Raw genomic sequence first — 23,668 nt, 5'->3', positions numbered from 1 at the left:
GTCGGGCCCTCGGCGCAGCGGGCATCCAGCAGACATTCGTGGGAGGACGCCATGGAGACGGCCGTAGCGGATCTCGCCGTGCTGCTTGCCCAAGCGCAGCGCCGGATCGAGCGAGCGCTCGCGGAGGCGTACGCCGAGTTCGACCTCACTGCGGAGCAGTGGCGCATTCTCAGCGTGCTGCTCGACGATCCGGGCCAGACGATGACGCGTCTCGCCGCCGGCGCCGCGCTCCCCGCCGGCACCCTGACCCGACACGTCGACCGGCTGGTCGAGCGCGGGCTGGTGCTGCGCAAGATCCATGCCGAGGACAAGCGCCGCGCCGTGGTCGCGCTCTCGCCGGTGGGCGCCTCTGCTGCCCGGGAGATCCGCGCCCGCCAGGAGACCGAGGCCGTCGCCAGGGTCGCCCGCGACCTGCGGGCTGTCCTCGACGCGATCGCTTGAGCTCGGCCGACTGAGGGCGTTTCCACCTGGAAACAAATCCTCACAGAGTCCGACACATCCGCGAAACAACCCGTCCCTAGATTCCTTCCATTCGAGAGCAATTGTCCGATGGAAGGACCCCCATCCCGTGCGTACGAAATTCTCGAGCCGCCTCCTCGCGGCCAGCTCGGTGCTCGCCCTGGGCATGACCGCGACCGCCTGCGGCGGCGCCAAGACCGGTGACACCGCGACCAGCGAGAGCTGCGTCGACACCAGCGGCGACACCATCAAGATCGGCTTCCTCAACTCCCTGTCGGGGACGATGGCGATCAGCGAGACGACCGTGTTCAAGTCCCTGTCCATGGCGGCCGAGGAGATCAACGCCGACGGCGGCGTGCTCGGCAAGAAGCTCGAGATCGTCAGCGAGGACGGCCAGTCCGAGCCGACCGTCTTCGCCGAGAAGGCGACCAAGCTGATCCAGGACGACTGCGTCGCGGCGGTCTTCGGCGGCTGGACCTCCAGTTCGCGCAAGGCGATGCTGCCGGTCTTCGAGGGCAACGACGCGCTGCTCTTCTACCCGGTGCAGTACGAGGGCCTGGAGTCCTCGCACAACATCTTCTACACCGGCGCGACCACGAACCAGCAGATCATCCCCGCCCTCGACTTCCTCAAGCAGGAGAAGAAGATCGAGTCGATCTTCCTGGTCGGCTCCGACTACGTCTTCCCGCGCACGGCGAACAAGATCATCAAGCAGTACGCAGCCGCCAACGGCATCGAGGTCCTCGGCGAGGAGTACCAGCCCCTGGGCTCGACCGACTTCGGAACAGTCGTCGACAAGGTCAAGGCCGCCGGCGCGGACGCGGTCTTCAACACCCTCAACGGCGACTCCAACGTGGCCTTCTTCAAGGAGTACAAGGGCAAGGGCCTGACCGCCTCGGCTATGCCGGTGCTCTCGGTCTCGATCGCCGAGGAGGAGGTCCCCGGCGTCGGCGTGGGCAACCTCGAGGGGCAGTACACCGCCTGGAACTACTACCAGACCATCGACAGCCCGGCGAACCAGAAGTTCGTCACCGACTTCAAGGCGGCCAACGGCGCCAAGGCGGTCACCTCCGACCCGATGGAGGCGGCCTACACCTCGCTGCACCTGTGGAAGGGCATGGTCGAGAAGGCGGACTCGTTCGAGGTCGAGGACGTCATCGACGCCTCCGACGGCGTCACCTACGACGCGCCGGAGGGCACCGTCGAGGTCGACGGCGAGAACCACCACATCGCCAAGACCGCGCTCATCGGCCAGGTGAACTCCGAGGGCCTGATCGATACGGTCTGGTCCAGCGACAAGCCGATCGAGCCGGACCCCTACCTGAAGTCCTACGACTGGTGGAAGAACTAGCCCGTTGGACGCGCTCCTCGCCCAGGTCTTCACCGGCATCTCCGCCGGTGCGGTCCTGCTCCTCATCGCCCTCGGGCTCACCCTGACCTTCGGTCAGATGGGCGTGATCAACATGGCCCACGGCGAGTTCATCATGGCCGGCGCGTACACCGCCTATGTCGTCTCGACCATCGTCGCCAGCACCGAGCTGAGTCTGCTGATCGCGCTCCCCGTGGGGTTCGTGATCGGCGGGCTGCTCGGGCTGGCGCTCGAGGCGAGCGTGCTGCGGTGGATGTACGCCCGTCCGCTCGACACGCTGCTGGTCACCTACGGCGTCGGTCTCATCCTGCAGCAGGTCGCGCGCGACATCTTCGGGGCTCCGGCCAAGGAGGTGCCCGCACCGAGCTGGCTGGACGGGTCGATCCCGATCCTGGGCTACGACTTCCCTCTGACCAGGCTCTTCATCATCGTCCTGGCCGCGGCGTGCGTGGCCGCGCTGCTGGCGGTGCTCCGGTTCACCGCCCTCGGGCGGCAGATCCGGGCGACCGTCGGCAACCGCGACCTCGCCGAGACCATCGGCATCTCGACCCGCCGCACCGACCGGGCCACCTTCTTCATCGGTTCCGGCCTGGCCGGTGTCGCCGGGGTGGCGCTCACGCTGCTCGGGTCGACCGGCCCCAACCTCGGCACGTCCTACATCGTGCAGGCGTTCCTGGTGGTCGTGGTCGGCGGCATCGGGCACCTCAAGGGCACGATCGTCGCGGCTCTCGGGATCGGCCTGCTGCAGGCGTTCCTCGCCCACGCCCTGACCGGCTCGGTCGCCCAGGTGATCGTCTTCCTGGCGATCGTCGCGTTCCTGCAGCTGCGCCCGCAGGGCATCCTCTCGGTCCGGACCAGGAGCCTGGCATGAAAAAGGTCTACCCCTACGCTGGCTGGCTGCTGCTCGCGGTCGCCCTGCTAGTCCTCGCCCCGGCCGTCCTGTCCGACTTCCGCCTCGGCCTGCTGGCGAAGTACTGCTGCTACGCCATCGCGGCGGTCGGCATCGGTCTGGCCTGGGGCCGTGGCGGGATGCTGGTGCTCGGCCAGGGGCTCTACTTCGGCATCGGCGCCTACGCGATGGCGATGCACCTCAAGCTCGCCGACGCCGGCCCGGGCGGGGTGCCGGACTTCATGGCGCTCTACGGCGACGCCACGGTGCCGGGCTGGTGGGAGCCGCTGCGCAACGGCGGGCTGGCGCTGGTCGTCATCCTCGTCCTGCCGGCACTGGTGGCGGGCCTGCTGGGGCTCGCGGTCTTCAAGCGGCGGATCAAGGGGGCGTACTTCGCCATCCTGAGCCAAGCGCTCGCCGCCGCCTTCGCGATCCTGCTCGTCGGCCAGGTCAAGACCACCGGCGGTGCCAACGGCCTCAACAACTTCCAGGGCTTCTTCGGGTACGCCCTGTTCGACCCGGCCAACAAGCGGATGCTCTACTTCATCGCCGCCGGGATCCTGCTGGTCTCGATCCTGGTGATGGCCTGGCTCTACAACACCCGCTTCGGCGAGCTGCTGGTCGCCGTCCGTGACGGCGAGGAGCGGGTGCGGTTCCTCGGCACCGACCCGGCCAACGTCAAGCTGGCGGCGTACGTCATCGCGGCCGTCCTGGCCTCGATCGGCGGTGCTCTCTTCGTGCCGATCGCCGGGATCGTCTCGCCCGACGACGTCGGCGTGGTCGCCTCCATCGGGCTGCTGGCCGGGGTCGCGCTGGGCGGGCGTGCCTCGCTGCTCGGCCCTGCCGTCGGCGCGCTCCTGATCGGCTACGCCGAGACCTCGCTCTCCGAGGCCTTCCCGGGTTCGTGGTCGTACTTCCAGGGTGCGCTGTTCGTGCTGGTCATCCTGCTGCTGCCGGGCGGGCTGGCGCAGCTGCTGGGGCTGGTGAAAGGCCTGTTCTCGCGACGCTCGGAGCCCGAGAGGTCCAGGGAACCCGAGTCGCGAGTGGCTGAGGAGGTCACGGCATGAGTGTGGAGACGCTGGAGGTCAGCGACCTGCGGGTCGAGTTCGACGGGTTCGTGGCGATCGACGGGGTGTCCCTGACGCTGGAGCCGGGCCGGCTGCACTTCCTGATCGGTCCCAACGGCGCCGGAAAGACGACCCTTGTGGACGCCCTGACCGGTTTGGCGAGCGGAAGTGGTGAAGCGCGTTATCGCACACGCGATCTGCTTTCGCTGGCATCGCACCGGATCACCCGCCTCGGGGTGGGACGTACGTTCCAGACCGCCACGGTCTTCGAGGAGCTCAGCGTGCTGCAGAACCTCGACATCGCCGCCGGGGTGCACCGGGCGCGTTGGCGGCTGATGCTGCCGAGGCGGGGGACACCCGAGCAGGTCGCTGAGGTGCTGGAGACCGTGGGGCTCACGGAGCTGGCGGACCGGCCCGCGGGCGTGCTCTCGCACGGGCAGAAGCAGTGGCTGGAGATCGGCATGCTGCTGGTGCAGGACTCCTCGGTGATGCTGCTCGACGAGCCCGTCGCCGGGATGTCGGCCGAGGAGCGGGAGGCGACCGGAGAGCTGCTGCGCCGGATCAGTCCGGAGCGGACGGTCGTGGTCATCGAGCACGACATGGACTTCGTCCGCCGGTTCGCCGACGTCGTCACCGTCCTGCATGCCGGGAAGGTGATCGCGGAGGGCACGGCTGCCGAGATCCGGGCCGACGCCGAGGTACAACGGGTCTACCTGGGCGACACCGTCGCCGGGGTGACCGAGACGAGCACGGGAACAGGGGAGGACGCCTGATGCTGAGGATCGAGTCGGTCACCGGCGGCTACGGCCGCACCACGGTGCTCCACGAGGTCAGCCTCGAGGTCCCGACCGGCGCCGCGGTGGCGCTGATGGGACACAACGGCGCCGGCAAGACGACCCTGCTCAAGGCGGCGGTCGGACTGGTCCGGGCCAAGAGCGGCCGGGTGCTGCTCGACGGCGAGGACGTCACCGCGCTGCGACCGAGCGCACGCGTCAAGCGGGGCCTGGGCTACGTCCCGCAGGGGCAGCAGAGCTTCGGCGACATGACCGCGCTCGAGAACCTCCAGCTGGTCGGCGACCGCGCCGGGATCAGCGAGATGCTCGACCTGTTCCCCGCGCTGAAGGACCTGCTCGGCAGGCGGGCGGGGCTGCTCTCCGGCGGCCAGCGCCAGCAGCTCTCGATCGCGCGTACGCTGCTGACCAGGCCGCGGCTGCTCATCCTCGACGAGCCGACCGAGGGGATTCAGCCCAACGTCGTCGCCGAGATCGAGCGGGTGATCGCCGAGCTCACCGGTCGTGGCGACCTCACCGTGCTGCTGGTCGAGCAGCACGTCGGGTTCGCGCTGCGTACGGCCTCTGCCTACTACATCCTCGAGTCCGGCCGGATCACCGCGCGCGGTGACGGCGGCTCCGAGGCGCACGATCACGTCCGATCCCAGCTGGCCGTCTAGGCCGGCCGTCCAGAGAGTGGCGACATGCATCTGACACCGTCCGACACCGAGAAGCTGCTGCTGTCCGTGGCCGGGATGGTCGCTCGCGACCGGCTCGCCCGTGGGGTGCTCCTCAACTACCCCGAGTCCGTCGCCCTGATCTCCACCTGGGTGATCGAGCGGGCGCGCGAGGGTGCCTCGGTCTCCGACCTGATGACGCGGGGCCGCACCGTGCTGACCCGCGAGCAGGTGATGCCCGACGTGGTCGACATGCTCGTCGAGGTGCAGGTCGAGGCGACCTTCCCCGACGGCCGCAAGCTCGTCACCATCCACCAGCCGATCGCCTGAAGCGGAGATGTCCATGCAGTCCAGCGGTCCCGGAGCCGTACGCGTCGCCGACGGCACCATCCAGCTCAACACCGACCGGAGCGAGTCGGAGCGGCGTACGTTGGTGGTCCTCAACACCGGCGACAGACCGGTCCAGATCGGCTCCCACATCCACCTCGCCGAGGTGAACTCTGCTCTCGACTTCGACCGCAAGGCGGCCGAGGGGTTCCGGCTCGACATCCCGGCCGGCACCTCGCGCCGGTTCGAGCCGGGCGCGTCGCGCGAGGTCGCGATCGTCGCGCTCAAGGGTGCTCGTCGGGTCCCAGGCCTGCAGATCAAGCACAGCCAGATCAAGGCAGGTGAGTGAACATGGTGGAGATCAGCAGGAGCGAGTACGCCGCGCTCTACGGCCCCACGACCGGCGACCAGGTGAGGCTCGGTGACACCGACCTCTGGATCGAGGTCGAGGACGATCTGACCGCAGGTGGCGAGGAGTCGGTCTTCGGCGGCGGCAAGTCGATCCGCGAGTCGATGAACCAGTCGACGGTGCCGCGGTCCGAGGGTGCCCTCGACACGGTGATCACCAACGCCCTCGTCCTCGACCACTGGGGCATCGTCCGTGCCGACGTCGGCATCCGCGGCGGAAGGATCGTCGCCCTGGGTCGCTCCGGCAATCCCGACATCGCCGACGGCGTCCACCCCGACCTGGTCATCGGACCGGGCACCGACGTGGTCAGCGGCGAGGGGAAGATCCTCACCGCCGGGGCGATCGACGTCCATGTGCACCTGCTGTCCAGGTCCCAGATCGTCGAGGCGATCTCGACCGGGATCACCACCGTGGGCGGCGGCGGCACGGGACCCTCGGAGGGCTCCAAGGCCACCACGGTCACCCCCGGACCGTGGCACCTGGAGACCATCCACCGCGCGCTCGACGACATGCCGGTCAACCTGCTGCTGATGGGCAAGGGCAACACCGTCTCCGCGGCCGGGCTGGCCGAGCAGGCGCTCGCCGGAGCCGCCGCCTACAAGGTCCACGAGGACTGGGGCTCGACCCCGGCAGCGATCGATGCCGCTCTCAAGGCCGCCGACGAGCACGGCCTGCAGGTCGCGCTGCACTCGGACTCGCTCAACGAGGCGGGCTACCTGGAGTCGACGGTCGCAGCGATCGCCGGCCGTTCCATCCACGCCTTCCACGCCGAGGGCGCCGGGGGAGGGCACGCGCCCGACATCCTCTCGGTCGCCTCGCTGCCCCACATCATCCCCGGCTCCACCAACCCGACCCTGCCGCACACCGTCAACACCGTCGCCGAGCACCTCGACATGCTGATGGTCTGCCACCACCTCAACCCGCGTGTACCCGAGGACCTGGCCTTCGCCGAGTCCCGGATCCGGGCCACCACGATCGCCGCCGAGGACGTACTGCACGACCTCGGCGCGCTGTCGATCACCTCCTCCGACGCGCAGGCGATGGGCCGCATCGGCGAGGTCGTCTGCCGCACCTGGCAGGTCGCCCACGCGATGAAGGCCCGGCTCGGATCCCTGGGTGGGAAGGCGGACAACATCAGAGCCAAGAGGTACGTCGCGAAATACACGATCAACCCCGCCATCGCGCATGGGATCGCCGCCGAGGTCGGCTCCGTGGAGCCCGGCAAGATGGCCGATCTGGTCCTGTGGGACCCGCGGTTCTTCGGCATCCGGCCCGAGGTCGTCATGAAGTCCGGCGCCCTGATCTGGGGTGCCCTCGGCGACCCGAACGCCTCCATCCCGACCCCGCAGCCGGTGCTCATGCGACCGACGCTGGTGGGGCCGGGTGCGGACCACGCGGTCTCGTTCGTAGCGCCGTCCGCGCTGGAGGCTGGGCTGGCCGATCGCCTCGGTCTGCGGCGCCGTCTCGTCGGGATCTCGCCCACCCGCGAGATCGGCAAGGCCGACATGGTCAACAACTCCGCGACCCCCGAGATCCGGGTCGAGCCCGAGACATTCCGCATCCACGTCGACGGCGAGCTGATCGAGCCCGCCCCCGCGACCGAGCTGCCGCTGACGCAGCTCTACTCGATGTTCTGAGCGCGATGTCAGACGACCTGCTCATGATGCTGCTGGCCGACGCGCGCCTCCCGGTCGCCGGCCACACCCAGTCGGGCCAGCTGGAGGCGGCCGTACGCTCGGGGCTCGCCGCCGAGCAGGTGCCGCTCTTCATGCGGTCGCGGCTGGCCAGCGTCGTGAGGGTCGAGGCGGGCACGGCGGTGGTCGCGCTGCATCGGCTGCGCGCCGGTCTGCCGCTGGAGCCGGTCTACGACGCCTGGGCGGCCCGCACCCCGGCGGCCCCGATGCGGGACACCTCGCGCACCCTCGGCCGTGCGCTGTTGCGGCTGGTCAGGCGGCTGTTCCCGGACTCGCCGCACCTCGCGGAGGTGGCCGGCCTCGAGCGGCCGTGCCGCCCGATCGTCCTGGCCGCGGCGGCCGCCACCAGTGGCATCGCGCCGGCCACGCTGGCCCGGCTGGTGGCGTACGACGATCTGCAGACGGTCGCCTCGGCATCCCTCAAGCTGCTGCCCCTCGACCCGCTCGATGCCACCTCGTGGGTGCACGACCTGCTCCCCGAGGCCGAGCGGCTCGCCACCGAGGTCGCCCCGCTCACCGATCCCCAACACATCCCGGCGCCCAGCGCGCCCCAGCTCGACCTGTGGGCCCAGACCCACGCCCACACGACCAGGAGGTTGTTCAGTGCCTGAGAACGCGACGAAGAACGGCAGGGGGCTGCGCATCGGGGTGTGCGGTCCGGTCGGTACCGGCAAGAGCTCGCTCATCGCTCTGTTGTGCCGTGAGCTCTCCGCCGATCTGGAGATCGGCGTGGTCACCAACGACATCTACACCGACGAGGACGCCCGCTTCCTCCGCTCCGCCGGCGTGCTCGACCCGGCCCGTATCCGGGCCGTCGAGACCGGCGCCTGCCCTCACACCGCGATCCGTGACGACGTCACCGCCAACCTGATCGCCGTCGAGGAGCTCGAGGAGGAGTTCGCGCCGCTGGACGTGGTCCTGGTCGAGTCCGGCGGCGACAACCTCACCGCGACCTTCTCCCCGGCGCTGGTCGACACCCAGATCTTCCTGATCGACGTCGCCGGCGGTGGCGACGTCGCCCGCAAGGGAGGCCCGGGCATCGAGCGCGCCGACCTGCTCGTGGTCAACAAGACCGACCTCGCTCCGTACGTCGGTGTCGACCCGGTCGCGATGGTCTCCGACGCGGGGTCGGTCCGCGAGGGCCGCCCGGTCATCGCGCTCTCGCGCACCGATCCGGCCTCGGTCGAGGCGCTGGTGGCGTGGGTGAGGTCCGAGCTGGCCCGGCACCGCGGTGGCGCCCTGGTCCCCGCCGACCCAGGTCCGATGGCGCCGCACTTCCACGCGGACGGCACCAGCCACACCCATGACCACCAGCACGCCTGAGCTGGCCAGCGGCTCCCTGACCCGGGTGCGGGTCGGGGCCGTCGACAGCGGCCGGGTGCGCGTCGAGACCGATGTCACCGGACCCTCGACCGCGCCGGCGCTACGGCCGATGCTGCTCTCCAGTGATGCCCGCTCGGCGCGGATCTCGCTGGTCCCCGACGGCGCGATGCTCCTGGCCGGCGACCAGGTCACCGTCGAGGTCGAGGTGGGGGAGGGCGCGAGCCTGACCCTGGTCGAGCCGGCCGGGACGGTCGCCTACGACATGGACGGCGGCCACGCGTCCTGGGCGGTCGCGATCACCCTCGCTGCGGATGCCACCCTGGTCTGGGCCGGCGAGCCCTTCGTGGTCTCCGCCGGCGCCGACGTCACCCGCGACACCCGGGTCACCCTCGCTCCCAGTGCGAGGCTCGCCCTGCGCGAGACCCTCGTCCTCGGCCGCCACCGCGAGCGCCCCGGCCGGGTGGCCACCACCTGGTCGGCCCATCAGGCCGACGGGCGGCCGCTCCTGATCGAGTCCCTCGACCTGGACGCGAGCTCGCTGGTGCCTGGCATTCTCGGCAGACACCGCGTGCTCGCGTCGGTCACGGCGCTCGGCCGAGACGTACCGCCTGACGTGTGCCCGGACGGCAGACTCGACCTGGAGCGCGGCGGCACCCTGTGGCGCCACCTGGCCGGCGAGACCCACGAGGTCCCGGCGGGGCCTTGGGAATGCGCCACGACTGGTTGAGGTTTCAACAGGCGTGACTGACATCGAGTTCGGCCTGGACACCTTCGGCGGGGTCACCCGCGACGCCGAGGGCAAGCCGCAGCACCACGCGCAGGTGATCCGGAACATCGTCGAGGAGGGTGTGCTCGCCGACCAGGTCGGGCTCGACTTCTTCGGCGTGGGAGAGCACCACCGCCGCGACTTCGCCGTCTCCAGCCCGGAGATGGTGCTCGCCGCGGTCGCATCCCGCACCGAGCGGCTGCGGCTCGGCTCCGCGGTGACCGTGCTCAGCTCGGATGACCCGGTGCGGGTCTTCGAGCGGTTCGCCACCCTCGACGCGGTCTCCCATGGCCGCGCCGAGATCGTCGCCGGGCGCGGGTCGTTCACCGAGTCGTTCCCGCTGTTCGGCTTCGACCTCGCCGACTACGAGGAGCTCTTCGAGGAGCGCCTCGAGCTGCTCGCCGCCCTGCTGAAGGAGGAGAAGGTCACCTGGGAGGGCCGCACCCGCGCGGCGCTCACCGACCAGGAGGTCTTCCCGCGCACCGAGAATGGCCTGACCGCATGGGTCGGCGTCGGCGGGAGCCCGGAGTCTGTCGTACGCACCGCCCGCCACGGCTTCGGCCTCTTCCTGGCGATCATCGGCGGCCCGGCCGACCGGTTCGCGCCCTATATCGACCTCTTCGAGCGCGCCCAGGACGAGTTCGGGGTGTCGCGGCAGCGCGTCGCCGTCCACTCGCCCGGGTTCGTCGCGGCGACCGACGAGCAGGCCCGCGAGACGGTCTACAAGGGCTGGCTGGCCATGCGCACGCAGATCGGCCGCGAGCGCGGCTGGCCGCCGCCCTCGCCCGGCGACTTCGAGCGCGAGATCGAGGGCGGGTCCCTATACGTCGGCTCGCCGGAGACCGTCGCCCGGAAGCTGGCCGGCACCATCAAGGTGCTCGGCGTCGACCGGTTCGACCTGAAGTACGACCAGGGCCAGGTGCGGCACGAGGATCTGATGGGCTCGATCGAGCTCTACGGCACCCAGGTCGTGCCGCTCGTCAAGGACATGCTGGGCTGACCTCGACGGTCTCCGAGCGCGTCGCCACCACCTCGCCGGCATGCAGGATAGTCCGCGAGGTGGGGTTGGCGGCGATGGCGGCGACCGGCGTCGGCACGTCGAGGACCAGCAGGTCCGCCGGAGCGCCGACGACGATGCCGTACGCCTCCAGCCTGAGCGCCCGGGCGGCCGCGTCGGTGACCAGGTCGAGCGCCACCGTCAGGGTCTCGTCGGTGCGGAACCCGGACTGGTAGGCGACCTGGCGCGCGATCGCGAGCATGTCGCCGTCGCCGTAGGGCCACCAGGCGTCACGGATGTTGTCCGAGCCGGACCAGACAGTGGCGCCCACCTCGCGCAGCGCCAGCACCGGCGGCATCGGCCCGGCCGGCCCGTTGGTCAGCACCGAGACGCCCGCCTCTGCGAAGAGCCCACCGACCCGGCGGGCCTCCTCGAGGGGGATCGAGCCGAGCCCGTACGCGTGGCTGACGTTCACCTTTCCACCCAGTCCCTCGGCGCGGGTGCGGGCGGCGATCAGCTCGTACTGGCGTACGGCGCTCGCGCCCAGGTCATGGAGGTGGATGTCCACGCCGGCGCCGTGCCGGGCGGCGAGCCCGAAGACGACGTCGAGGTGGGCCTCGGCGTCGCCGTCGAAGCCGTCGGGGTCGAGCCCGCCGACGAGGTCCGCACCCGCGGCCAGCGCCTCGTCGAGGAGCTTCTCGGTTCCGGGCGAGGTGGTGATCCCGCTCTGCGGGAAGGCGACGATCTCGATGCGCAGCCGGTCACGAAGAGCCTCGCGCACCTCCAGAACCGCCTCCAGCCCGGCCAGGCCGACCTCGGGGTCGATGTCCACATGCGTACGCACCGTCCCGGTGCCGAACGAGATCATCTGCTCCGCCAGCGCGCGAGCACGCTCCACCACGGGCACGCCGACCTCGCCGCGCAGGGTGTGCTCCGCCGCCACCCGTTCACGGACGGTCGTGCCGGGGCGGTGTGGCTGCCAACCGGAGCCGACCAGGGTCTTGTCCAGATGGGCGTGACCGTTGACCAGGGCGGCAGGAGGAGCGCGCCGCCCAGGTCCAGGTCCGCGCCGGCCGCCGCCGACGAGGCAGGCGAGATCCCCGAGATCCTCCCGTCGGCCACCGAGACATCGACTCGGGAGCCGTCGGCCAGGGTGGCGTTGCGAAGTGTCCTGATGCCGGTCATGAGGTGACCTCCATGGTCTGCGTACGAATGCTTCGTTGCTCGTGCACGAGCGCCCCCGACCGGATCGAGGCCAGGACCGAGGGCACCTGCAGCGCCACGAGGTGCGGCTCGTCGGTGTCCAGGACCACCAGGTCGGCGACGTCGCCGGCGGTCGTGCCGTGCGGGGCCCGTCCGAGGATCCCGGCCGGGTGGTCGGTGATCGAGGCGACGAGCAGGTCCAGCATCTCAGGGCCGACCAGCTGCCGGGTCAGCCCGGCGGTCCACGCAGCCTGGAGCAGGTTGCCGTTGCCGTAGGGCGAGAAGGCGTTGTGCAGGTTGTTGTTCGAGACCGCGACCCGCACCCCGGCGGCGTGGGCACGCTCCAGCGGAGCCAGGCTGCGGCTGCCGGGCTCACCGGCCCCGCCGAGATAGAGGTCGGTCGCCGGCATGACGACCAGCGAGATCCCGGCCTCCGCCATCAGGGCGTACGTCACCTCCTGCTCGTCCACGGGCATCGCCGCCAGCTTGGTGACGTGCCCGATGGTGACCTGGCCCTGCATGCCGAGGGCGCGGGTGCGCTCGGCGACGGCCGCGACCATCGACCCCGAGGGGTCGTCATCGAAGTCGAGATGCAGGTCGACCGGCAGCCCGAACCGTTCGGCCAGGCCGAAGACCGTGTCGAGGTGGGCCTCCTGGTCGTTGTCGACGTAGGGGCAGCCGCCGACGACGCCGCCGCCGTGTCGCAGCGCGGCACTCATCAGCGCGGTCACCTCGCGGGTGAGCCCATTCTGCGGGAAGACCGAGAGTTGCAGCTCGATCCGCTCGGCGTTCTCCTCGCGCAGCGCGATGTGCAGATCGAGCATGTCGAGCCGGATGTCGGCGTCGACCTCGACGTGCGCCCGCGCGGCCACGACCCCGTGGCGCACCAGCGACTCCACGCCCCGCCGGGCGCCGACCTCGACGATCCCCGCGGGCTGCGTACGTCGCACCTCCTGCATCAGCGCGATCGCCGGGCCCACGCCCGGGCCGGTGGGCTCGAGCCCACCGGCGCCGAGCAGATGGGCCTTGTCGAGGTGGACATGGGCGTCGACGAAGGCGGGCATCACGACCGCCCCGGCGGCGTCCACCACGGTCTCCGGCCCGATGGGGGACGGGTCGGAGACCGCGGAGATCACTCCGGCGTCGATCCCGAGATCGACCAGGCCGGTGGACGTACGGGCCCCGAGAATTCGTGCGATCGGAGTCGTCAACGCTTGATCTCGGGGTCGATGTAGTCGTTGGTGACCAGCTCGTCGCCGGTGATCTCCGGGACGTCCTTGCCGCCGTCCTTCAGCACCGCGGTCATCGTCTCGATCACGCTGTCGACGCGCGCGACGTCGAAGCTGCCGTACGCGCCGTCCGGGCCGTTCGCGACGAGCCCCTCCTCGACCTGGACCTTCACCGAGTTCGCGTTGCCGCCGGGGGTGATCGGGGGGCCGTCCTTGATGGCGTCGGCGATCTGGATCAGGGTGTCGTTGACCGGCTTCGGGTCCTTCAGGTAGTCGATCTCCGACTGCTGCAGCAGCGGCACCAGCTCCTCCAGGCACGGGCTCAGCGCCTCCTCGTCGTCCGCCCGGACCGCGTACGCCTGCTGGTAGACCTTGTAGCCGGCGTCGTCGAGCATCAGGTGGGCGGTCGGCTTCGCCCACTCGGCGACGTCGTGTTCCCAGCGGTAGGGCTCGTTGCTGACGTAGCCCTGCTGGAACAGCGCGCCGTCGTCGGCGACGAACCGGCTCGGGCTGCCGTCGAAGGAGCCGTCGAGCTGCTGAGTGTCGACGAGGCCCTCATGGGCCAGGTAGTCGACCCAGCTGACACCCTGGGCGTGCAGGACCGGCGCACCGGTGGCCTTGACGTCGTCCCAGGTCTTCACCTCGGGGAACTTGGCCGGGTCGAACATCACCATGAACGGCGACTTCTGCATCATCGTGAACACCCCGCGGGTGGGGAACTTCTCGTAGTCGCGGATCGCGATGTCGGTGGCGACCACGCCGAGGTCGATGGTGTCGTCGGTATACATCTGCGCGGTCACCGGCTGGCCGCCGATGAACGGCCCGCCGAGCCGGATCTCGGCGGTGACGCCGGTGTCGCCGATCTCGCCGACGTAGGCACCCTTGTCGACGTCGATCTCGCCGTCGGGGCCGATCAGGTTGTAGGCGGGGGATCGTTCGGGGGTGGCGTACCAGTCGGTCTGGATGACCACGGTCGACGGGCAGGCGGCGGCGAGCGATCCCTTCGGGGCGTCGGGGTCGCCGATCGCCTCCTCGCTGACACCGCAACCGGTGAGCGCGAGCGCGGCGAGGGCGGTGGTTGCGGTGATCCGGGTCCAACGGGCGTACGTCATGGGGTTCTCTCCAGTGTGGGGGTCAGCGGCGAGGTGAACGGTGGGCCTCGACGGCGCGCAGGACGGCGCCGAAGAGCAGGAAGAGAGCGATCCCGACCAGCGAGGAGGCGGCCAGGGCGGCCATCATCAGGTCGGTGTCGAGGCTCTGCCGGTAGGTGTCGATCAGCCGGCCGATGCCGGGCTGTCCCTGCCGGAAGAAGAAGTCGGCGATGATCGAGCCGACCACGGCCATCCCGGCCGAGATCCGGAAGCCGGCGAGCGCGGCCGGGAGCGCGGCGGGCAGCTGCAGGTGGATGAGCCGCTGCCACCGCGAGGCGTGGAAGAGCGAGAACTGGTCGTGCAGGTTGTCGTCGACCGAGGCGATGCCGAACATCGTGTTGGTGATGATCGGGAACAGCGAGTGCAGCACGCACACGATCAGCCGGGAGGTGAACTCGTAGCCGAACCAGAAGCCGAGCAGCGGCACCATCGCCAGGATCGGGATGGTCTGCAGGATCACCGCGTACGGATAGAACGACGCCTCCGCCCAGCGGGCCTGGCTCATCACGATCGCGAAGAAGACACCGATCGCCATCGCCAGCAGCAGACCCACCAGGGCGACCTTCGTGGTCGACCACAGCGCGGTGAAGATCTCGGTGCGGCCGGCCTGCTCCAGGAAGCCCGCCTCGAGCACCTCCCAGGGAGAGGGCAGCAGGAACTGGCGGGTGGGGGAGAGGAGCTGGGTGCTGACCAGCGTCCACACCCCGAGGACGACCACCAGAGTGAGGATGGGGGCGACCCAGCGTACGGTCCGGCTGCCGTGGCCCGGGTCGAAGCGGAGGAACGGGACCGTCGTCAGCGCGCGGGTCTCCGGCTTGGTCTCGACCAGCGTGGTCATGCCGCCTCCTCGGTGCTGCGGTGGGCGCCGGCGAGCGCGTCGGAGACCTGACGGCACAGGTCGGCGTACTCGCTGGTGAAGCGCAGCCCCTCGGGACGCGGCCGGGGCAGGTCGATGCGCAGGTCGGCGACGATGCGTCCCGGCTGGGAGGAGAAGACCAGCACCCGGTCGGAGAGGAAGACCGCCTCGGGGACCGAGTGGGTCACGAAGATCCCGGTGAACGGGTCGGTCGCCATCAGGGTGTCGAGCTGGCTGTTGAGGTCCTGGCGGGTGATCTCGTCGAGGGCCCCGAACGGCTCGTCGAAGAGGAACAGCTCCGGGCGCTGGACCAGCGAGCGAGCGATCGAGACCCGCATCCGCATCCCGCCCGAGAGCTGGGCCGGCCGATGGTCCGCGTACGCAGCCAGCCCGACGACCTCGAGCGCCACGCGTGCCCGCTCCTCGGCCTCCGCCTTCTTCGTCCCGGCGAGCCGCAGTGGGAGGACCACGTTGCCCAGTGCGGTACGCCACGGCAGCAGCGTCGCGTCCTGGAAGACGTAGCCGACCTCGCCGTCGCCACGCTCGACGCTGCCGCTGGTGGGCAGGTCGAGGCCGGCGACCATGCGGAGCATCGTCGACTTGCCGCAGCCCGAGGGCCCGACGAAGGAGACGAACTCACCGGCGCGGATCTCGAAGCTCGCCTCGGCGAGCGCGGTGGTGCCGTTGGGGAACGACCTGGTGACGCTGTTGCCGGCCACCAGCACGGGCGGCTCCGTATACCGTTCGATCATTCTTGTATACAAACAGCGCGCGGTTTCGTCCCCGTTTCAGACGACGGCCGGTCTGGTTACGCCGGGTTCAAGTCGAGATCAGGGGCGCTGGCGCTCCGCGCGGGCCACCAGCAGGTCGACGAGCAGGTCGGCGTCACGGGTGACATCGGCATGCATCGAGGACTCGGCCCGCTCCTGGTCGCCGGCCAGGATCGCCTCGGCGATCTCCTGGTGGTGCTTCCACGACTGTCCCGAGCGCTCCTCGAGCTGCATCTCGAAGACCCAGCGCACCTGCATCCGCAGCGACCGGGTCATCTTGGCGAGCTCGTCGTTGCCGGAGGCGATCCCGACGGCGTCGTGGAACCGCGCGATCAGCTCCGGCAGCGCGGCGTAGTCGCCGGTGGCGGTCGCCCGGGTGCCGAGCTCGAGCACCTCGGTGAGCTCCTCGCCCTGGTCGCCGCCACGGCGCCGGGCCGCGAGCCCGGCCGCGAGGACCTCGAGGTTCTCCCGGATGACCATGAGCTGCCGGGTCCGCTGTGCCGAGGGGAACGCCACCGTCGCGCCGCGTCGCGGGACGGTGTCGACGAACCCCTCCTGGGCCAGCACGTGCAGGGCCTCCCGCGCAGGGACGCGGGAGACGCCGTACTCCGTGGCGAGCGCCTGCTCACGCAGCCGGTCGCCCGGAGCCAGCTCGCCGGCCATGATCTTGCGGCGGATGTCGCGGGCGACCACCTCGCGCAACGGCTGCCGGGTGGCCGGATCCGGCGCCACACTGTCCATCAGCCGATCCAGCTCGAGATCGGGTGGATCGCGAAGTAGACGGCGAACATGGCCGCGACCAGCCACATCAGCGGGTGCACCTTCTTGGCGTTGCCGCGGACGACCTGGATGAGCACGTAGGCCAGGAAGCCGGCGCCGATGCCCACCGAGATCGAGTAGGTGAACGGCATCAGCGCGATCGTCAGGAACGCCGGGATGGCGATGTCCGGGTCGGCCCAGTTGATGTCCTTGACCTGCTGCATCATCAGGAAGCCGACCAGCACGAGGGCAGGCACCGCCGCCTCCGACGGGATCACCGTGACCAGCGGAGCCAGGAAGGTGGTGAGCAGGAAGAGCACGCCGGTGACGACCGCAGCCAGACCGGTGCGGGCGCCCTCGCCGACGCCCGAGGCCGACTCGACGTAGGAGGTGTTGGAGGAGACGCCGCCCGCGCCACCTGCGGCGGCGGCCAGCGAGTCGACGACCAGGATCGAGCGCGTACGCGGCGGGGTGCCGTCCTTCCGCAGCAGCCCGGCCTCGGAGCCGATCGCGGTCATCGTGCCCATGGTGTCGAAGAAGTCGGCGAGCATGAGCGTGAAGATCAGCAGCACCGCGGTCACGATGCCGACGCTCTCGAAGGAGCCGAGCAGGTTGAACTCGCCGAGCGTGGCGAATGACGGCCAGTCGACGACCTTGTCCGGCAGGGCCGGAACGTTCAGCGACCACCCGGTCGGGTTCTCGGCGCTGCTCCTGCCGATCCCGGCGATCGCCTCGACGATGATCGCCAGCACCGTGGTCACCGCGATCGAGATCAGGATCGCGCCGCGCACCTTGCGCACCCACAGGGTGATGACCAGGGCGAGGCCGATGACGAAGACCAGCACCGGCCAGCCCGCGAGCTGCCCGGTCGGGCCGAGCTGCACCGGCACGGTGGTGTTCGCGACGTCGGGGATGCGGCGTACGAACCCGGCGTCGACGAAGGCGATCAGTGCGATGAACAGGCCGATCCCGACCGAGATCGCGGTCTTGAGCTCGCGCGGGACGGCGTGGAATACCGCCTCCCGGAACCCGGTCAGCACCAGCACGAGGATCACCAGACCCTCGATCACCACCAGGCCCATCGCGTCGGCCCAGGTCATCTGGCCGGCGATCGAGAACGCCACGAACGCGTTGAGCCCGAGCCCGGTCGCCAGGGCGAGGGGGTAGTTGGCGACGAGGCCCATCAGGATCGTCATCACGCCCGCGACCAGCGCGGTTCCGGCCGCGATCGCGGCCAGGTTGTCGCCGCTGGTGCCGCCGAGGAGGTCGCCGTTCACGTCCTCCGCGAACCCGAGGATCAGCGGGTTCAGCGCGACGATGTAGGCCATCGTGAAGAACGTGACCACACCGCCGCGGACCTCGCGCCCGACCGTGGAGCCACGGGCGCTGATCTGGAAGAACCGGTCAAGAGCGTTGGTACGTGCCGGGGTCGAGATGCTCACCGCCGCATCTTCGCAGATTGCGTCGGTCAGTTGGTCGGGCGCATCAGCGCGCGGTACATCTGTCGAGGAGTAGGTGGTTCCGGAAGCGGATGCGCGGCCTCGGCGGCGAATGCCTGGATGAGATAGCCGACCAACCGCTTCCAGGCGTCCGGAGCGGCGTTGCGCGTCGCGGTGACCACTCCCGCGTTGGCTATCAGGATGAGTGGCACGTCCTGGTGGGCGAAGTCCTGCCGGAGCCTTCCGCTCGCCTTGGCGCGATCCAGCAGTACGCCGAGCGCCTCGGCCGCGCGGTTGCGGTCGTCCTCGAGTGCCTTCGCGGTGGGGAAGGTGAGGGTGAGCACGTCGGCGAACCCCCGGTCGTCGGCCTGCATCCGGCACACCCGCTCGATGTAGCCGCAGAACCCCTGCCACGGATCCGGGTTGGCCAGCGCCTCGTCGGTCGCGGCGACGTACGCGGCCATCCTGTCGGCGAACACTGCCCCGACCAGGTCGTCGCGGGTGGGGAAGCGGCGGAAGAGGGTCGCCACGCCGACGCCGGCGCGGCGGGCGATCTCGTTGGTCGAGGCATCCAGGCCCTCCTCGGCGAAGAGCTCGCGCGCGGCGTCGAGCACCCGCTCGCGGTTCCTCTCGGCATCTGCACGCATGTCGGCATCCTATCCATTGATGTGGAATAGATGTTCCACTTGTCCTGTTAGGGTCCACGAAGCGGAGTACCCACTCCACTAATACGACCTCTGAGAGAGACGAACCATGAACGTGTTTCTGTGGATCCTGCAGGGCCTGCTGGCCGCGATGTTCCTGATGGCCGGCATGACGAAGTCGACCCAGCCGAGGGAGAAGGTCGCCGAGAAGCTGCCGTGGGCCGAGGACTGCTCCGCCGGCACCGTGCGCTTCATCGGCATCGTGGAGCTGCTGGCCGCGGTCGGCCTGATCCTCCCCGCGGCATTCGGCATCCTGCCCTTCCTGACCCCGCTCGCCGCGACCGGTCTGGCCGTGGTGATGGTGCTCGCGATGAACGTCCACCGCCGCCGCAACGAGGCGGGCGCGATCGCCTTCAACGCCGCGATTCTCGTCGTCGCGGTTGTCGTCGCGTGGGGCCGCTTCGGGCCGTACGCCTTCTGATCTGGCTGAGGAGATACCCATGAACGTCACCGTCTTCGGCGCCACCGGCGCCATCGGCCAGCTCACCGTGGCCGAGCTGCTCAACCGCGGTCACAGGGTGACCGCCTATGCCCGCAACCCGCAGAAGGTCCCCGAATCCTGGGCCGACGACAACGTGCGCGTCGTCATCGGCGAGATGTCCGATGCCGAGGCCATCGACTCAGCGGTCGTCGGCGCCGACGCCGTCGTCTCCACGCTCGGCCCGAGCATGGACCGCAAGGTCGTCGGTACGCCTCTGGTCCCCGGCATCGGCAACATCCTCGCCTCGATGAAGGACCATGGCGTACGCCGCTTCGTCGGTCACGCCACTCCGTCGATTCTCGACGCGCAGGAGTCACCGACCGCGGTCACTCGGCTGACCAGCTTCTTGGCCCGGACCTTCCTTCCTCGTGCCTACGAGGAGATGACCGGGATGTCTGGCCAGATCAAGGCCTCCGGCCTGGACTGGACGATCATCCGGTTCATCCGGCCGACGGACAAGCCCAAGCAGCCCCGCGTACGCATCGGCTTCTTCGGCACGGACCGGCTCGGATTCCCTGTCTCCCGCGCAGATATCGCCGCCGTCACGGCAGCTCAAGTCGAGGACGACAGGTACGTTGGGCGTGCCCCAGCGATCAGCAACTGAACCCGCCAGACCGAACGGAAGAAGTCACGAATGGAAGAATCCTGATGGCGGGGATCGGCCAGAGTGCGACCGCTGAGGAGATCGACTCCGAGGATCCCGGATCCTTCGCCCATGGGGTGCTGACCCGTCGACACCCGGAGTTGATTGCGAAGGTGAGGTCGGGCATCCCGTATCCACCGTCAGTCCAGCGCAACCTCGACCGGCTTGATGAGGTGATCCAGGGCGTCGTACCACCCTTCACCGAGCCCTCGGCGGACCGAGCCGAGTGGGAGTCATGGGCAGGTCCGTACGTGGGTCACACCTGGCTCGAGGTTCCGTTCCTGTGGGCGGAGTCGTACTTCTATCGGCTTCTGTTGCAGGCCACCGACTACTTCCGTGATGTTCCTTGGGCTGGGGTCGACCCGTTCAAACCACAGAAGGACGCCGAGCTCGGCTCGGCCGACCTCGTTCGTGACCTGGATCAGCTTGCGAGCGTCCTCTCCGCTCCAGAGGATGAAGGGCTGCACAGTGCTCTGCTCGCGTCGTTGTGGGGCAACCGAGCCGACCTCGGGTTCCGCCTCTCGAAGCCGCATGCTGCCGATGCCGTGCAGGTCGATGAACTCATCGCCGATGACTCGAACCAGGTCTGGGGTCATCTGGGTGAGCGTGAGCCGGGAAGGGTGGACCTGATCGCCGACAACGCCGGCCGCGAACTCGTCGCTGACCTCCTTCTCGTCGACCGCCTCCTGAGCACAGGCCGGGCAGGACGCGTGGTCATGCACCTGAAGCCCCGGCCCTACTTCGTATCCGACGCCACCGTCCATGACCTCTTCACGATCCTTGCTCACCTCAGCAGCCACACCGGGGCAACGGCCGACATGGCAGCCCGGCTCGGGGCAGCGATCACCGACGGACGGATCGAGGTCCGGACCCATGCCTTCTGGTGCAGTCCGTTGACCTTCCACGACATCCCCGGCGACCTCGCCGATGAGATCAAGGAGTCCAAGCTCGTGATCATCAAGGGAGACCTCAACTATCGACGCCTCGTCGGCGACCGGCACTGGGCGCCCACCTCGAGCTTCACCGACCTCGTCCAGTATTTCCCAGCGCCGCTGGTGGCGCTGCGGACACTGAAATCTGAACTCGCAGTTGGCATTCCAGCCGATCGACTCTCGCTCCTGGAGGCGAACGAGCCTGGCTGGCGCACCGACGGGACCCACGCGGTGATCCAGGCACGCTTGTCGTGACGGCGGCTGCAGCCAGGACCAGATGAGGCGAGCGGCCTACCCTCCCGCTGTGGTGTGGTAGATCGGCAGGTCCGCGTCCGCCGTGCCCCAGTCCCGGTTCGGCTCGGTGCCGACGTCGATCCGGACGCTGCCGCCGCGGTTCATCACCGACTCGGGGAGCCACGACCGGGTGCGCGGCGTGCCGTCGAGAGTGACCGACTGGACGTAGATGTTCTCGGCGCCGGCGCCGGGGGACTCGATGGTGATGTCGATGCCGTTCCCGCGGTGGATCACCACCCGCTCGAAGACCGGGCTGGAGAGCAGCATCTCGGCGCGGGCCGGGTCCTGCGGGTAGATGCCCATCGCGGAGAAGACGTACCACGCCGACATCGTGCCGAGGTCGTCGTTACCGGGCAGACCCCGAGGGCCGGTGCCGTAGGCGAGCGAGGCCATCGCCCGCACCGTCTCCTGGGTCTTCCAGGGGGCGCCGAGCGCGTTGTACATCCACGGGACGTGGATGCCTGGTTCGTTGGTCGGGTCGTAGCGCAGTGCGTCGCCGCCGGTGTACTGCCACGAGCCGTCGGCCTTGTGGAAGAACCCGTCCAGCCGCTGGATCGCCCGCTCCCGCCCGCCGACGGCCTCGGCCAGCCGGGCGACGTCGTGCGGCACCATCCAGGTGTACGTCGCGCTGCTGCCTTGCGCGAAGCCGGTCTGGGTCGACGGGGTGAAGCCGGAGACCCAGCTCCCGTCGGCGTTGCGGGCCTGCTGGTAGCCGTCCGTGGCCGTCGCGGCCGGGTTGAAGGTGTGCTGCCACCAGCCGGCACGATCCATCAGCGAGTCGGTCTCGGGACGGTCGGCATCGAGGCGGCGGCCCCAGTCGGCGAGGGAGTAGTCGGCGACGGCGTCCTCGAGAGTCTCGGCGGCGCCGCCCCAGCAGCGGCAGGTGTCCTGGGGTGCGTAGCCCTTGGCGAGGTAGTCGGCCAGGTTCGGCCGCTGGCCGATGCACTGCCCGGGGCAGCCGTAGCTGGACAGCCCGTCTGGGTGTGGCACCGTGGCCTGGCGGACCAGGGAGTCGTAGGCGCCCTGAGCATCGAAGTTGCGTACGCCGAGCGAGTAGAAGCCGGCCAGCGTGGGCGCGCTCGGGTCGCCGGTCATCACGTGGGTCCAGCCGCTGAGGTGGACCCAACGGTCCCAGACGCCACCGTGCTGGCGGGAGTAGGCGTGCAGGGACCGGGCGAAGTCACCGGCGACGCGCGGTTCCAGGAGCGCGAGCAGCTGGGTGTGGGCCCGGTACTGGTCCCAGCCGGAGAAGTTGCCGTACTGCGCCTGCTGGCCGCGCTCGATCCGGTGGACCTCCTGGTCGCTGCCCCAGTAGGTGCCGGCCACGTCGGAGATCACGTTGGGCTGCAGGTAGGAGTGGTAGAGCCCGGTGTAGAAGGCGGTCTGCTCCTCATCGGTGCCGCCGGAGACCTCGATCGAGGAGAGCGCCTTGCGCCACTCGGCCTTGGCATCCGAGGCGACGGCCGAGACGGTGTCGCGCCGTCCGATCTCGGCCGCCAGGTTGGCCTCGGCCGCCGACTGGCTGGTGTAGGAGATCCCGATCCGCATCCGCACGCTCTGCTCGCGGCTGGGGTCGAAGGAGACGTAGCCGCCGGAGCCCTGCCCCTGGCGGGCCGCGCCGGTCTCGTAGCCCTCGCCGCCGCGCGCCTCGATGCTGCCCGGCTGGAGCTCGCCGTTGACCCAGGTGCCGTGGCGGGAGAAGCCTCGGTCGAACTGCGCGGTGAAGTAGAGCCGGTAGTAGGAGCGCTTGTTGCTCCCGCCGCCGTTGCCGCGTCGCCCGCAGAAGGCGCCGGTGAGTACCGAGCCGCTGACGGTTCGCTTCGCCTCGTCGATCCGGGTGACCGCGGTCTCGCTGCCGTTGAGCGAGTTGGAGGTGCGGAAGAGCAGGTTGGCCGGCTTGTCGGCCGGGAAGGTCAGGTCGCTGACCGAGGCCCGAGTGGTCACCGCGGTGTCGACCTCGGCGCCGTTGGCCAGGCCCAGCCGGTAGCGCCCCGGCTCGGCCAGCTCGTCGGCGTGGCTGAAGTTCGAGGCGTACGTCGCATCGGTCACGTCCGCGGTGGGCGAGCCGGTCATCTCGCCGGTGTGCGGGAAGATCGGTACGTCCCCGGCGGCGCCGGGGTGACAGCCCGCGCCGTTGACATGTGTCAGCGAGAAGCCGCGCAGCCGCGTGGTGTCGTAGGAGTAGCCGTTCGACGCGGCGGTGTTGGTCTGGTCGCCCGCCGTGGAGGTCGGGCTGAAGGAGAGCATCCCGAAGGGGCGTACGGCGCCGGGGTAGGTGTTGCCGCCGTTCGACGACCCGATCAGCGGGTCGACGAGCGCCACCGGATCACCGGCGGGCGGCGCAACGGCCCGGGCCGCCGAGAACGGAGTGAAGGCGCCGCCGAGCAGCGCAAGGGACAAGGCACACGTCGCGAGAACCCGCATGGCGGAGAACCATTCCAGAGGAACGTCCTCCGCCGT

Annotated in this window: 25 protein-coding genes; 16 read left to right on the top strand and 9 right to left on the bottom strand. The window is 69.9% G+C overall.

Annotated elements, in window-relative coordinates:
* Positions 1–51: 51 nt before the first annotated feature.
* The 13 genes from OG801_RS04155 to OG801_RS04095 all read left to right on the top strand — a co-directional run bounded on the left by OG801_RS04155 (position 52) and on the right by OG801_RS04095 (position 10,750).
* A complete protein-coding gene (locus OG801_RS04155) occupies positions 52–441 on the top strand; it encodes a MarR family winged helix-turn-helix transcriptional regulator (protein WP_406033857.1) in 390 nt (129 codons plus the stop codon).
* A 127-nt stretch (positions 442–568) separates the two neighbouring features.
* The gene (gene urtA / locus OG801_RS04150) at positions 569–1,810 is read left to right on the top strand and encodes an urea ABC transporter substrate-binding protein (RefSeq protein ID WP_183545964.1); all 1,242 of its coding nucleotides are present in this window, start codon (positions 569–571) and stop codon (positions 1,808–1,810) included.
* Positions 1,811–1,814: 4 nt separating this feature from the next.
* Positions 1,815–2,699, top strand: coding sequence for an urea ABC transporter permease subunit UrtB (gene urtB, locus OG801_RS04145; RefSeq protein WP_350659210.1), 885 nt, complete (start codon positions 1,815–1,817; stop codon positions 2,697–2,699).
* Positions 2,696–3,784: an urea ABC transporter permease subunit UrtC gene (urtC, locus tag OG801_RS04140; RefSeq protein ID WP_406033854.1), complete on the top strand. Its 1,089-nt coding sequence runs from the start codon at positions 2,696–2,698 to the stop codon at positions 3,782–3,784. The genes urtB and urtC overlap by 4 nt, the downstream gene beginning before the upstream one ends.
* Positions 3,781–4,557, top strand: a complete 777-nt coding sequence (urtD, locus tag OG801_RS04135; protein WP_406033852.1) for an urea ABC transporter ATP-binding protein UrtD — start codon at positions 3,781–3,783, stop codon at positions 4,555–4,557. Before urtC ends, urtD begins: the two co-directional genes overlap by 4 nt.
* Positions 4,557–5,234 carry an ATP-binding cassette domain-containing protein gene (locus tag OG801_RS04130; RefSeq protein ID WP_141805280.1) on the top strand — a complete coding sequence of 226 codons (678 nt, stop codon included), beginning with the start codon at positions 4,557–4,559 and terminating at the stop codon, positions 5,232–5,234. Before urtD ends, OG801_RS04130 begins: the two co-directional genes overlap by 1 nt.
* A 24-nt stretch (positions 5,235–5,258) precedes the next feature.
* Positions 5,259–5,561 (top strand): urease subunit gamma, encoded by a 303-nt coding sequence (locus OG801_RS04125; RefSeq protein ID WP_350659205.1) that lies wholly within the window; start codon positions 5,259–5,261, stop codon positions 5,559–5,561.
* 13 nt (positions 5,562–5,574) lie between these two features.
* Positions 5,575–5,907, top strand: a complete 333-nt coding sequence (gene ureB, locus OG801_RS04120; RefSeq protein ID WP_406033850.1) for an urease subunit beta — start codon at positions 5,575–5,577, stop codon at positions 5,905–5,907.
* 2 nt (positions 5,908–5,909) lie between these two features.
* Entirely contained in the window at positions 5,910–7,604 is a 1,695-nt protein-coding gene (locus OG801_RS04115) for an urease subunit alpha (protein WP_355019766.1), read from the top strand.
* Positions 7,605–7,609: 5 nt separating this feature from the next.
* On the top strand, positions 7,610–8,272 hold the full coding sequence (locus OG801_RS04110) for an urease accessory UreF family protein (RefSeq protein WP_406033849.1): 663 nt from the start codon (positions 7,610–7,612) through the stop codon (positions 8,270–8,272).
* Complete coding sequence (ureG, locus tag OG801_RS04105; RefSeq protein WP_406033847.1) at positions 8,265–8,984, top strand: urease accessory protein UreG; 720 nt, start codon at positions 8,265–8,267, stop codon at positions 8,982–8,984. The genes OG801_RS04110 and ureG overlap by 8 nt, the downstream gene beginning before the upstream one ends.
* Positions 8,965–9,711: an urease accessory protein UreD gene (locus tag OG801_RS04100; protein WP_406033846.1), complete on the top strand. Its 747-nt coding sequence runs from the start codon at positions 8,965–8,967 to the stop codon at positions 9,709–9,711. The genes ureG and OG801_RS04100 overlap by 20 nt, the downstream gene beginning before the upstream one ends.
* A gap of 13 nt (positions 9,712–9,724) precedes the next feature.
* On the top strand, positions 9,725–10,750 hold the full coding sequence (locus tag OG801_RS04095; protein ID WP_406033844.1) for an Atu2307/SP_0267 family LLM class monooxygenase: 1,026 nt from the start codon (positions 9,725–9,727) through the stop codon (positions 10,748–10,750).
* Here the strand turns inward: OG801_RS04095 and OG801_RS04090 are convergent.
* The 8 genes from OG801_RS04090 to OG801_RS04055 all read right to left on the bottom strand — a co-directional run bounded on the left by OG801_RS04090 (position 10,731) and on the right by OG801_RS04055 (position 18,801).
* A complete protein-coding gene (locus OG801_RS04090) occupies positions 10,731–11,744 on the bottom strand; it encodes an amidohydrolase (RefSeq protein ID WP_406036335.1) in 1,014 nt (337 codons plus the stop codon). The genes OG801_RS04095 and OG801_RS04090 overlap by 20 nt on opposite strands.
* Positions 11,745–11,928: 184 nt before the next feature.
* Positions 11,929–13,161: an amidohydrolase family protein gene (locus tag OG801_RS04085; RefSeq protein WP_406033842.1), complete on the bottom strand. Its 1,233-nt coding sequence runs from the start codon at positions 13,159–13,161 to the stop codon at positions 11,929–11,931.
* Complete coding sequence (locus OG801_RS04080) at positions 13,158–14,291, bottom strand: hypothetical protein (protein WP_406033840.1); 1,134 nt, start codon at positions 14,289–14,291, stop codon at positions 13,158–13,160. The genes OG801_RS04085 and OG801_RS04080 overlap by 4 nt, the downstream gene beginning before the upstream one ends.
* 22 nt (positions 14,292–14,313) lie before the next feature.
* A complete protein-coding gene (locus tag OG801_RS04075; protein WP_406033838.1) occupies positions 14,314–15,168 on the bottom strand; it encodes an ABC transporter permease in 855 nt (284 codons plus the stop codon).
* A complete protein-coding gene (locus OG801_RS04070) occupies positions 15,165–15,938 on the bottom strand; it encodes an ABC transporter ATP-binding protein (RefSeq protein ID WP_406033837.1) in 774 nt (257 codons plus the stop codon). The genes OG801_RS04075 and OG801_RS04070 overlap by 4 nt, the downstream gene beginning before the upstream one ends.
* Before the next feature lie 78 nt (positions 15,939–16,016).
* Positions 16,017–16,697 carry a GntR family transcriptional regulator gene (locus tag OG801_RS04065; protein ID WP_406033835.1) on the bottom strand — a complete coding sequence of 227 codons (681 nt, stop codon included), beginning with the start codon at positions 16,695–16,697 and terminating at the stop codon, positions 16,017–16,019.
* Positions 16,697–18,157 (bottom strand): NCS2 family permease, encoded by a 1,461-nt coding sequence (locus OG801_RS04060; RefSeq protein WP_406033833.1) that lies wholly within the window; start codon positions 18,155–18,157, stop codon positions 16,697–16,699. Before OG801_RS04060 ends, OG801_RS04065 begins: the two co-directional genes overlap by 1 nt.
* Positions 18,158–18,183: 26 nt before the next feature.
* Positions 18,184–18,801: a helix-turn-helix domain-containing protein gene (locus OG801_RS04055; protein ID WP_355019779.1), complete on the bottom strand. Its 618-nt coding sequence runs from the start codon at positions 18,799–18,801 to the stop codon at positions 18,184–18,186.
* Between the two features lie 106 nt (positions 18,802–18,907).
* On the opposite strand from OG801_RS04055, the gene OG801_RS04050 reads away from it, so the two are divergent.
* From OG801_RS04050 to OG801_RS04040, 3 genes are read left to right on the top strand one after another with little or no spacing between them, the layout of a single operon-like run.
* Positions 18,908–19,279, top strand: coding sequence for a DoxX family protein (locus OG801_RS04050; protein WP_406033831.1), 372 nt, complete (start codon positions 18,908–18,910; stop codon positions 19,277–19,279).
* A gap of 19 nt (positions 19,280–19,298) precedes the next feature.
* Complete coding sequence (locus tag OG801_RS04045) at positions 19,299–19,943, top strand: NAD(P)-dependent oxidoreductase (RefSeq protein ID WP_406033829.1); 645 nt, start codon at positions 19,299–19,301, stop codon at positions 19,941–19,943.
* A gap of 44 nt (positions 19,944–19,987) precedes the next feature.
* Positions 19,988–21,169 carry a damage-control phosphatase ARMT1 family protein gene (locus OG801_RS04040; RefSeq protein WP_406033827.1) on the top strand — a complete coding sequence of 394 codons (1,182 nt, stop codon included), beginning with the start codon at positions 19,988–19,990 and terminating at the stop codon, positions 21,167–21,169.
* Between the two features lie 36 nt (positions 21,170–21,205).
* Here the strand turns inward: OG801_RS04040 and OG801_RS04035 are convergent, their stop codons facing one another.
* Positions 21,206–23,632, bottom strand: coding sequence for a GH92 family glycosyl hydrolase (locus OG801_RS04035; RefSeq protein ID WP_406033825.1), 2,427 nt, complete (start codon positions 23,630–23,632; stop codon positions 21,206–21,208).
* Between the last annotated feature and the right edge of the window lie 36 nt (positions 23,633–23,668).

This window comes from Nocardioides sp. NBC_00163, from assembly GCF_045206295.1.
Classification (GTDB): Bacteria; Actinomycetota; Actinomycetes; order Propionibacteriales; family Nocardioidaceae; genus Nocardioides.
The sequence above is the reverse complement of the archived record's forward strand: the minus strand, read 5'-3'. Positions and strand labels throughout refer to the sequence as shown.

Excerpts from the sequence above, each read along its gene's own strand:
- OG801_RS04065 (WP_406033835.1), bottom strand. The coding sequence starts at position 16,697 with ATGGACAGTGTGGCGCCGGATCCGGCCACCCGGCAGCCGTTGCGCGAG.
- OG801_RS04070 (WP_406033837.1), bottom strand. The coding sequence starts at position 15,938 with ATGATCGAACGGTATACGGAGCCGCCCGTGCTGGTGGCCGGCAACAGC.
- OG801_RS04045 (WP_406033829.1), top strand. The coding sequence starts at position 19,299 with ATGAACGTCACCGTCTTCGGCGCCACCGGCGCCATCGGCCAGCTCACC.
- OG801_RS04050 (WP_406033831.1), top strand. The coding sequence starts at position 18,908 with ATGAACGTGTTTCTGTGGATCCTGCAGGGCCTGCTGGCCGCGATGTTC.
- OG801_RS04100 (WP_406033846.1), top strand. The coding sequence starts at position 8,965 with ATGACCACCAGCACGCCTGAGCTGGCCAGCGGCTCCCTGACCCGGGTG.
- OG801_RS04055 (WP_355019779.1), bottom strand. The coding sequence starts at position 18,801 with ATGCGTGCAGATGCCGAGAGGAACCGCGAGCGGGTGCTCGACGCCGCG.
- OG801_RS04155 (WP_406033857.1), top strand. The coding sequence starts at position 52 with ATGGAGACGGCCGTAGCGGATCTCGCCGTGCTGCTTGCCCAAGCGCAG.
- OG801_RS04110 (WP_406033849.1), top strand. The coding sequence starts at position 7,610 with ATGTCAGACGACCTGCTCATGATGCTGCTGGCCGACGCGCGCCTCCCG.
- OG801_RS04115 (WP_355019766.1), top strand. The coding sequence starts at position 5,910 with ATGGTGGAGATCAGCAGGAGCGAGTACGCCGCGCTCTACGGCCCCACG.
- ureB (WP_406033850.1), top strand. The coding sequence starts at position 5,575 with ATGCAGTCCAGCGGTCCCGGAGCCGTACGCGTCGCCGACGGCACCATC.
- OG801_RS04125 (WP_350659205.1), top strand. The coding sequence starts at position 5,259 with ATGCATCTGACACCGTCCGACACCGAGAAGCTGCTGCTGTCCGTGGCC.
- OG801_RS04080 (WP_406033840.1), bottom strand. The coding sequence starts at position 14,291 with ATGACGTACGCCCGTTGGACCCGGATCACCGCAACCACCGCCCTCGCC.
- OG801_RS04075 (WP_406033838.1), bottom strand. The coding sequence starts at position 15,168 with ATGACCACGCTGGTCGAGACCAAGCCGGAGACCCGCGCGCTGACGACG.
- OG801_RS04130 (WP_141805280.1), top strand. The coding sequence starts at position 4,557 with ATGCTGAGGATCGAGTCGGTCACCGGCGGCTACGGCCGCACCACGGTG.
- urtC (WP_406033854.1), top strand. The coding sequence starts at position 2,696 with ATGAAAAAGGTCTACCCCTACGCTGGCTGGCTGCTGCTCGCGGTCGCC.
- urtD (WP_406033852.1), top strand. The coding sequence starts at position 3,781 with ATGAGTGTGGAGACGCTGGAGGTCAGCGACCTGCGGGTCGAGTTCGAC.
- OG801_RS04035 (WP_406033825.1), bottom strand. The coding sequence starts at position 23,632 with ATGCGGGTTCTCGCGACGTGTGCCTTGTCCCTTGCGCTGCTCGGCGGC.
- OG801_RS04040 (WP_406033827.1), top strand. The coding sequence starts at position 19,988 with ATGGCGGGGATCGGCCAGAGTGCGACCGCTGAGGAGATCGACTCCGAG.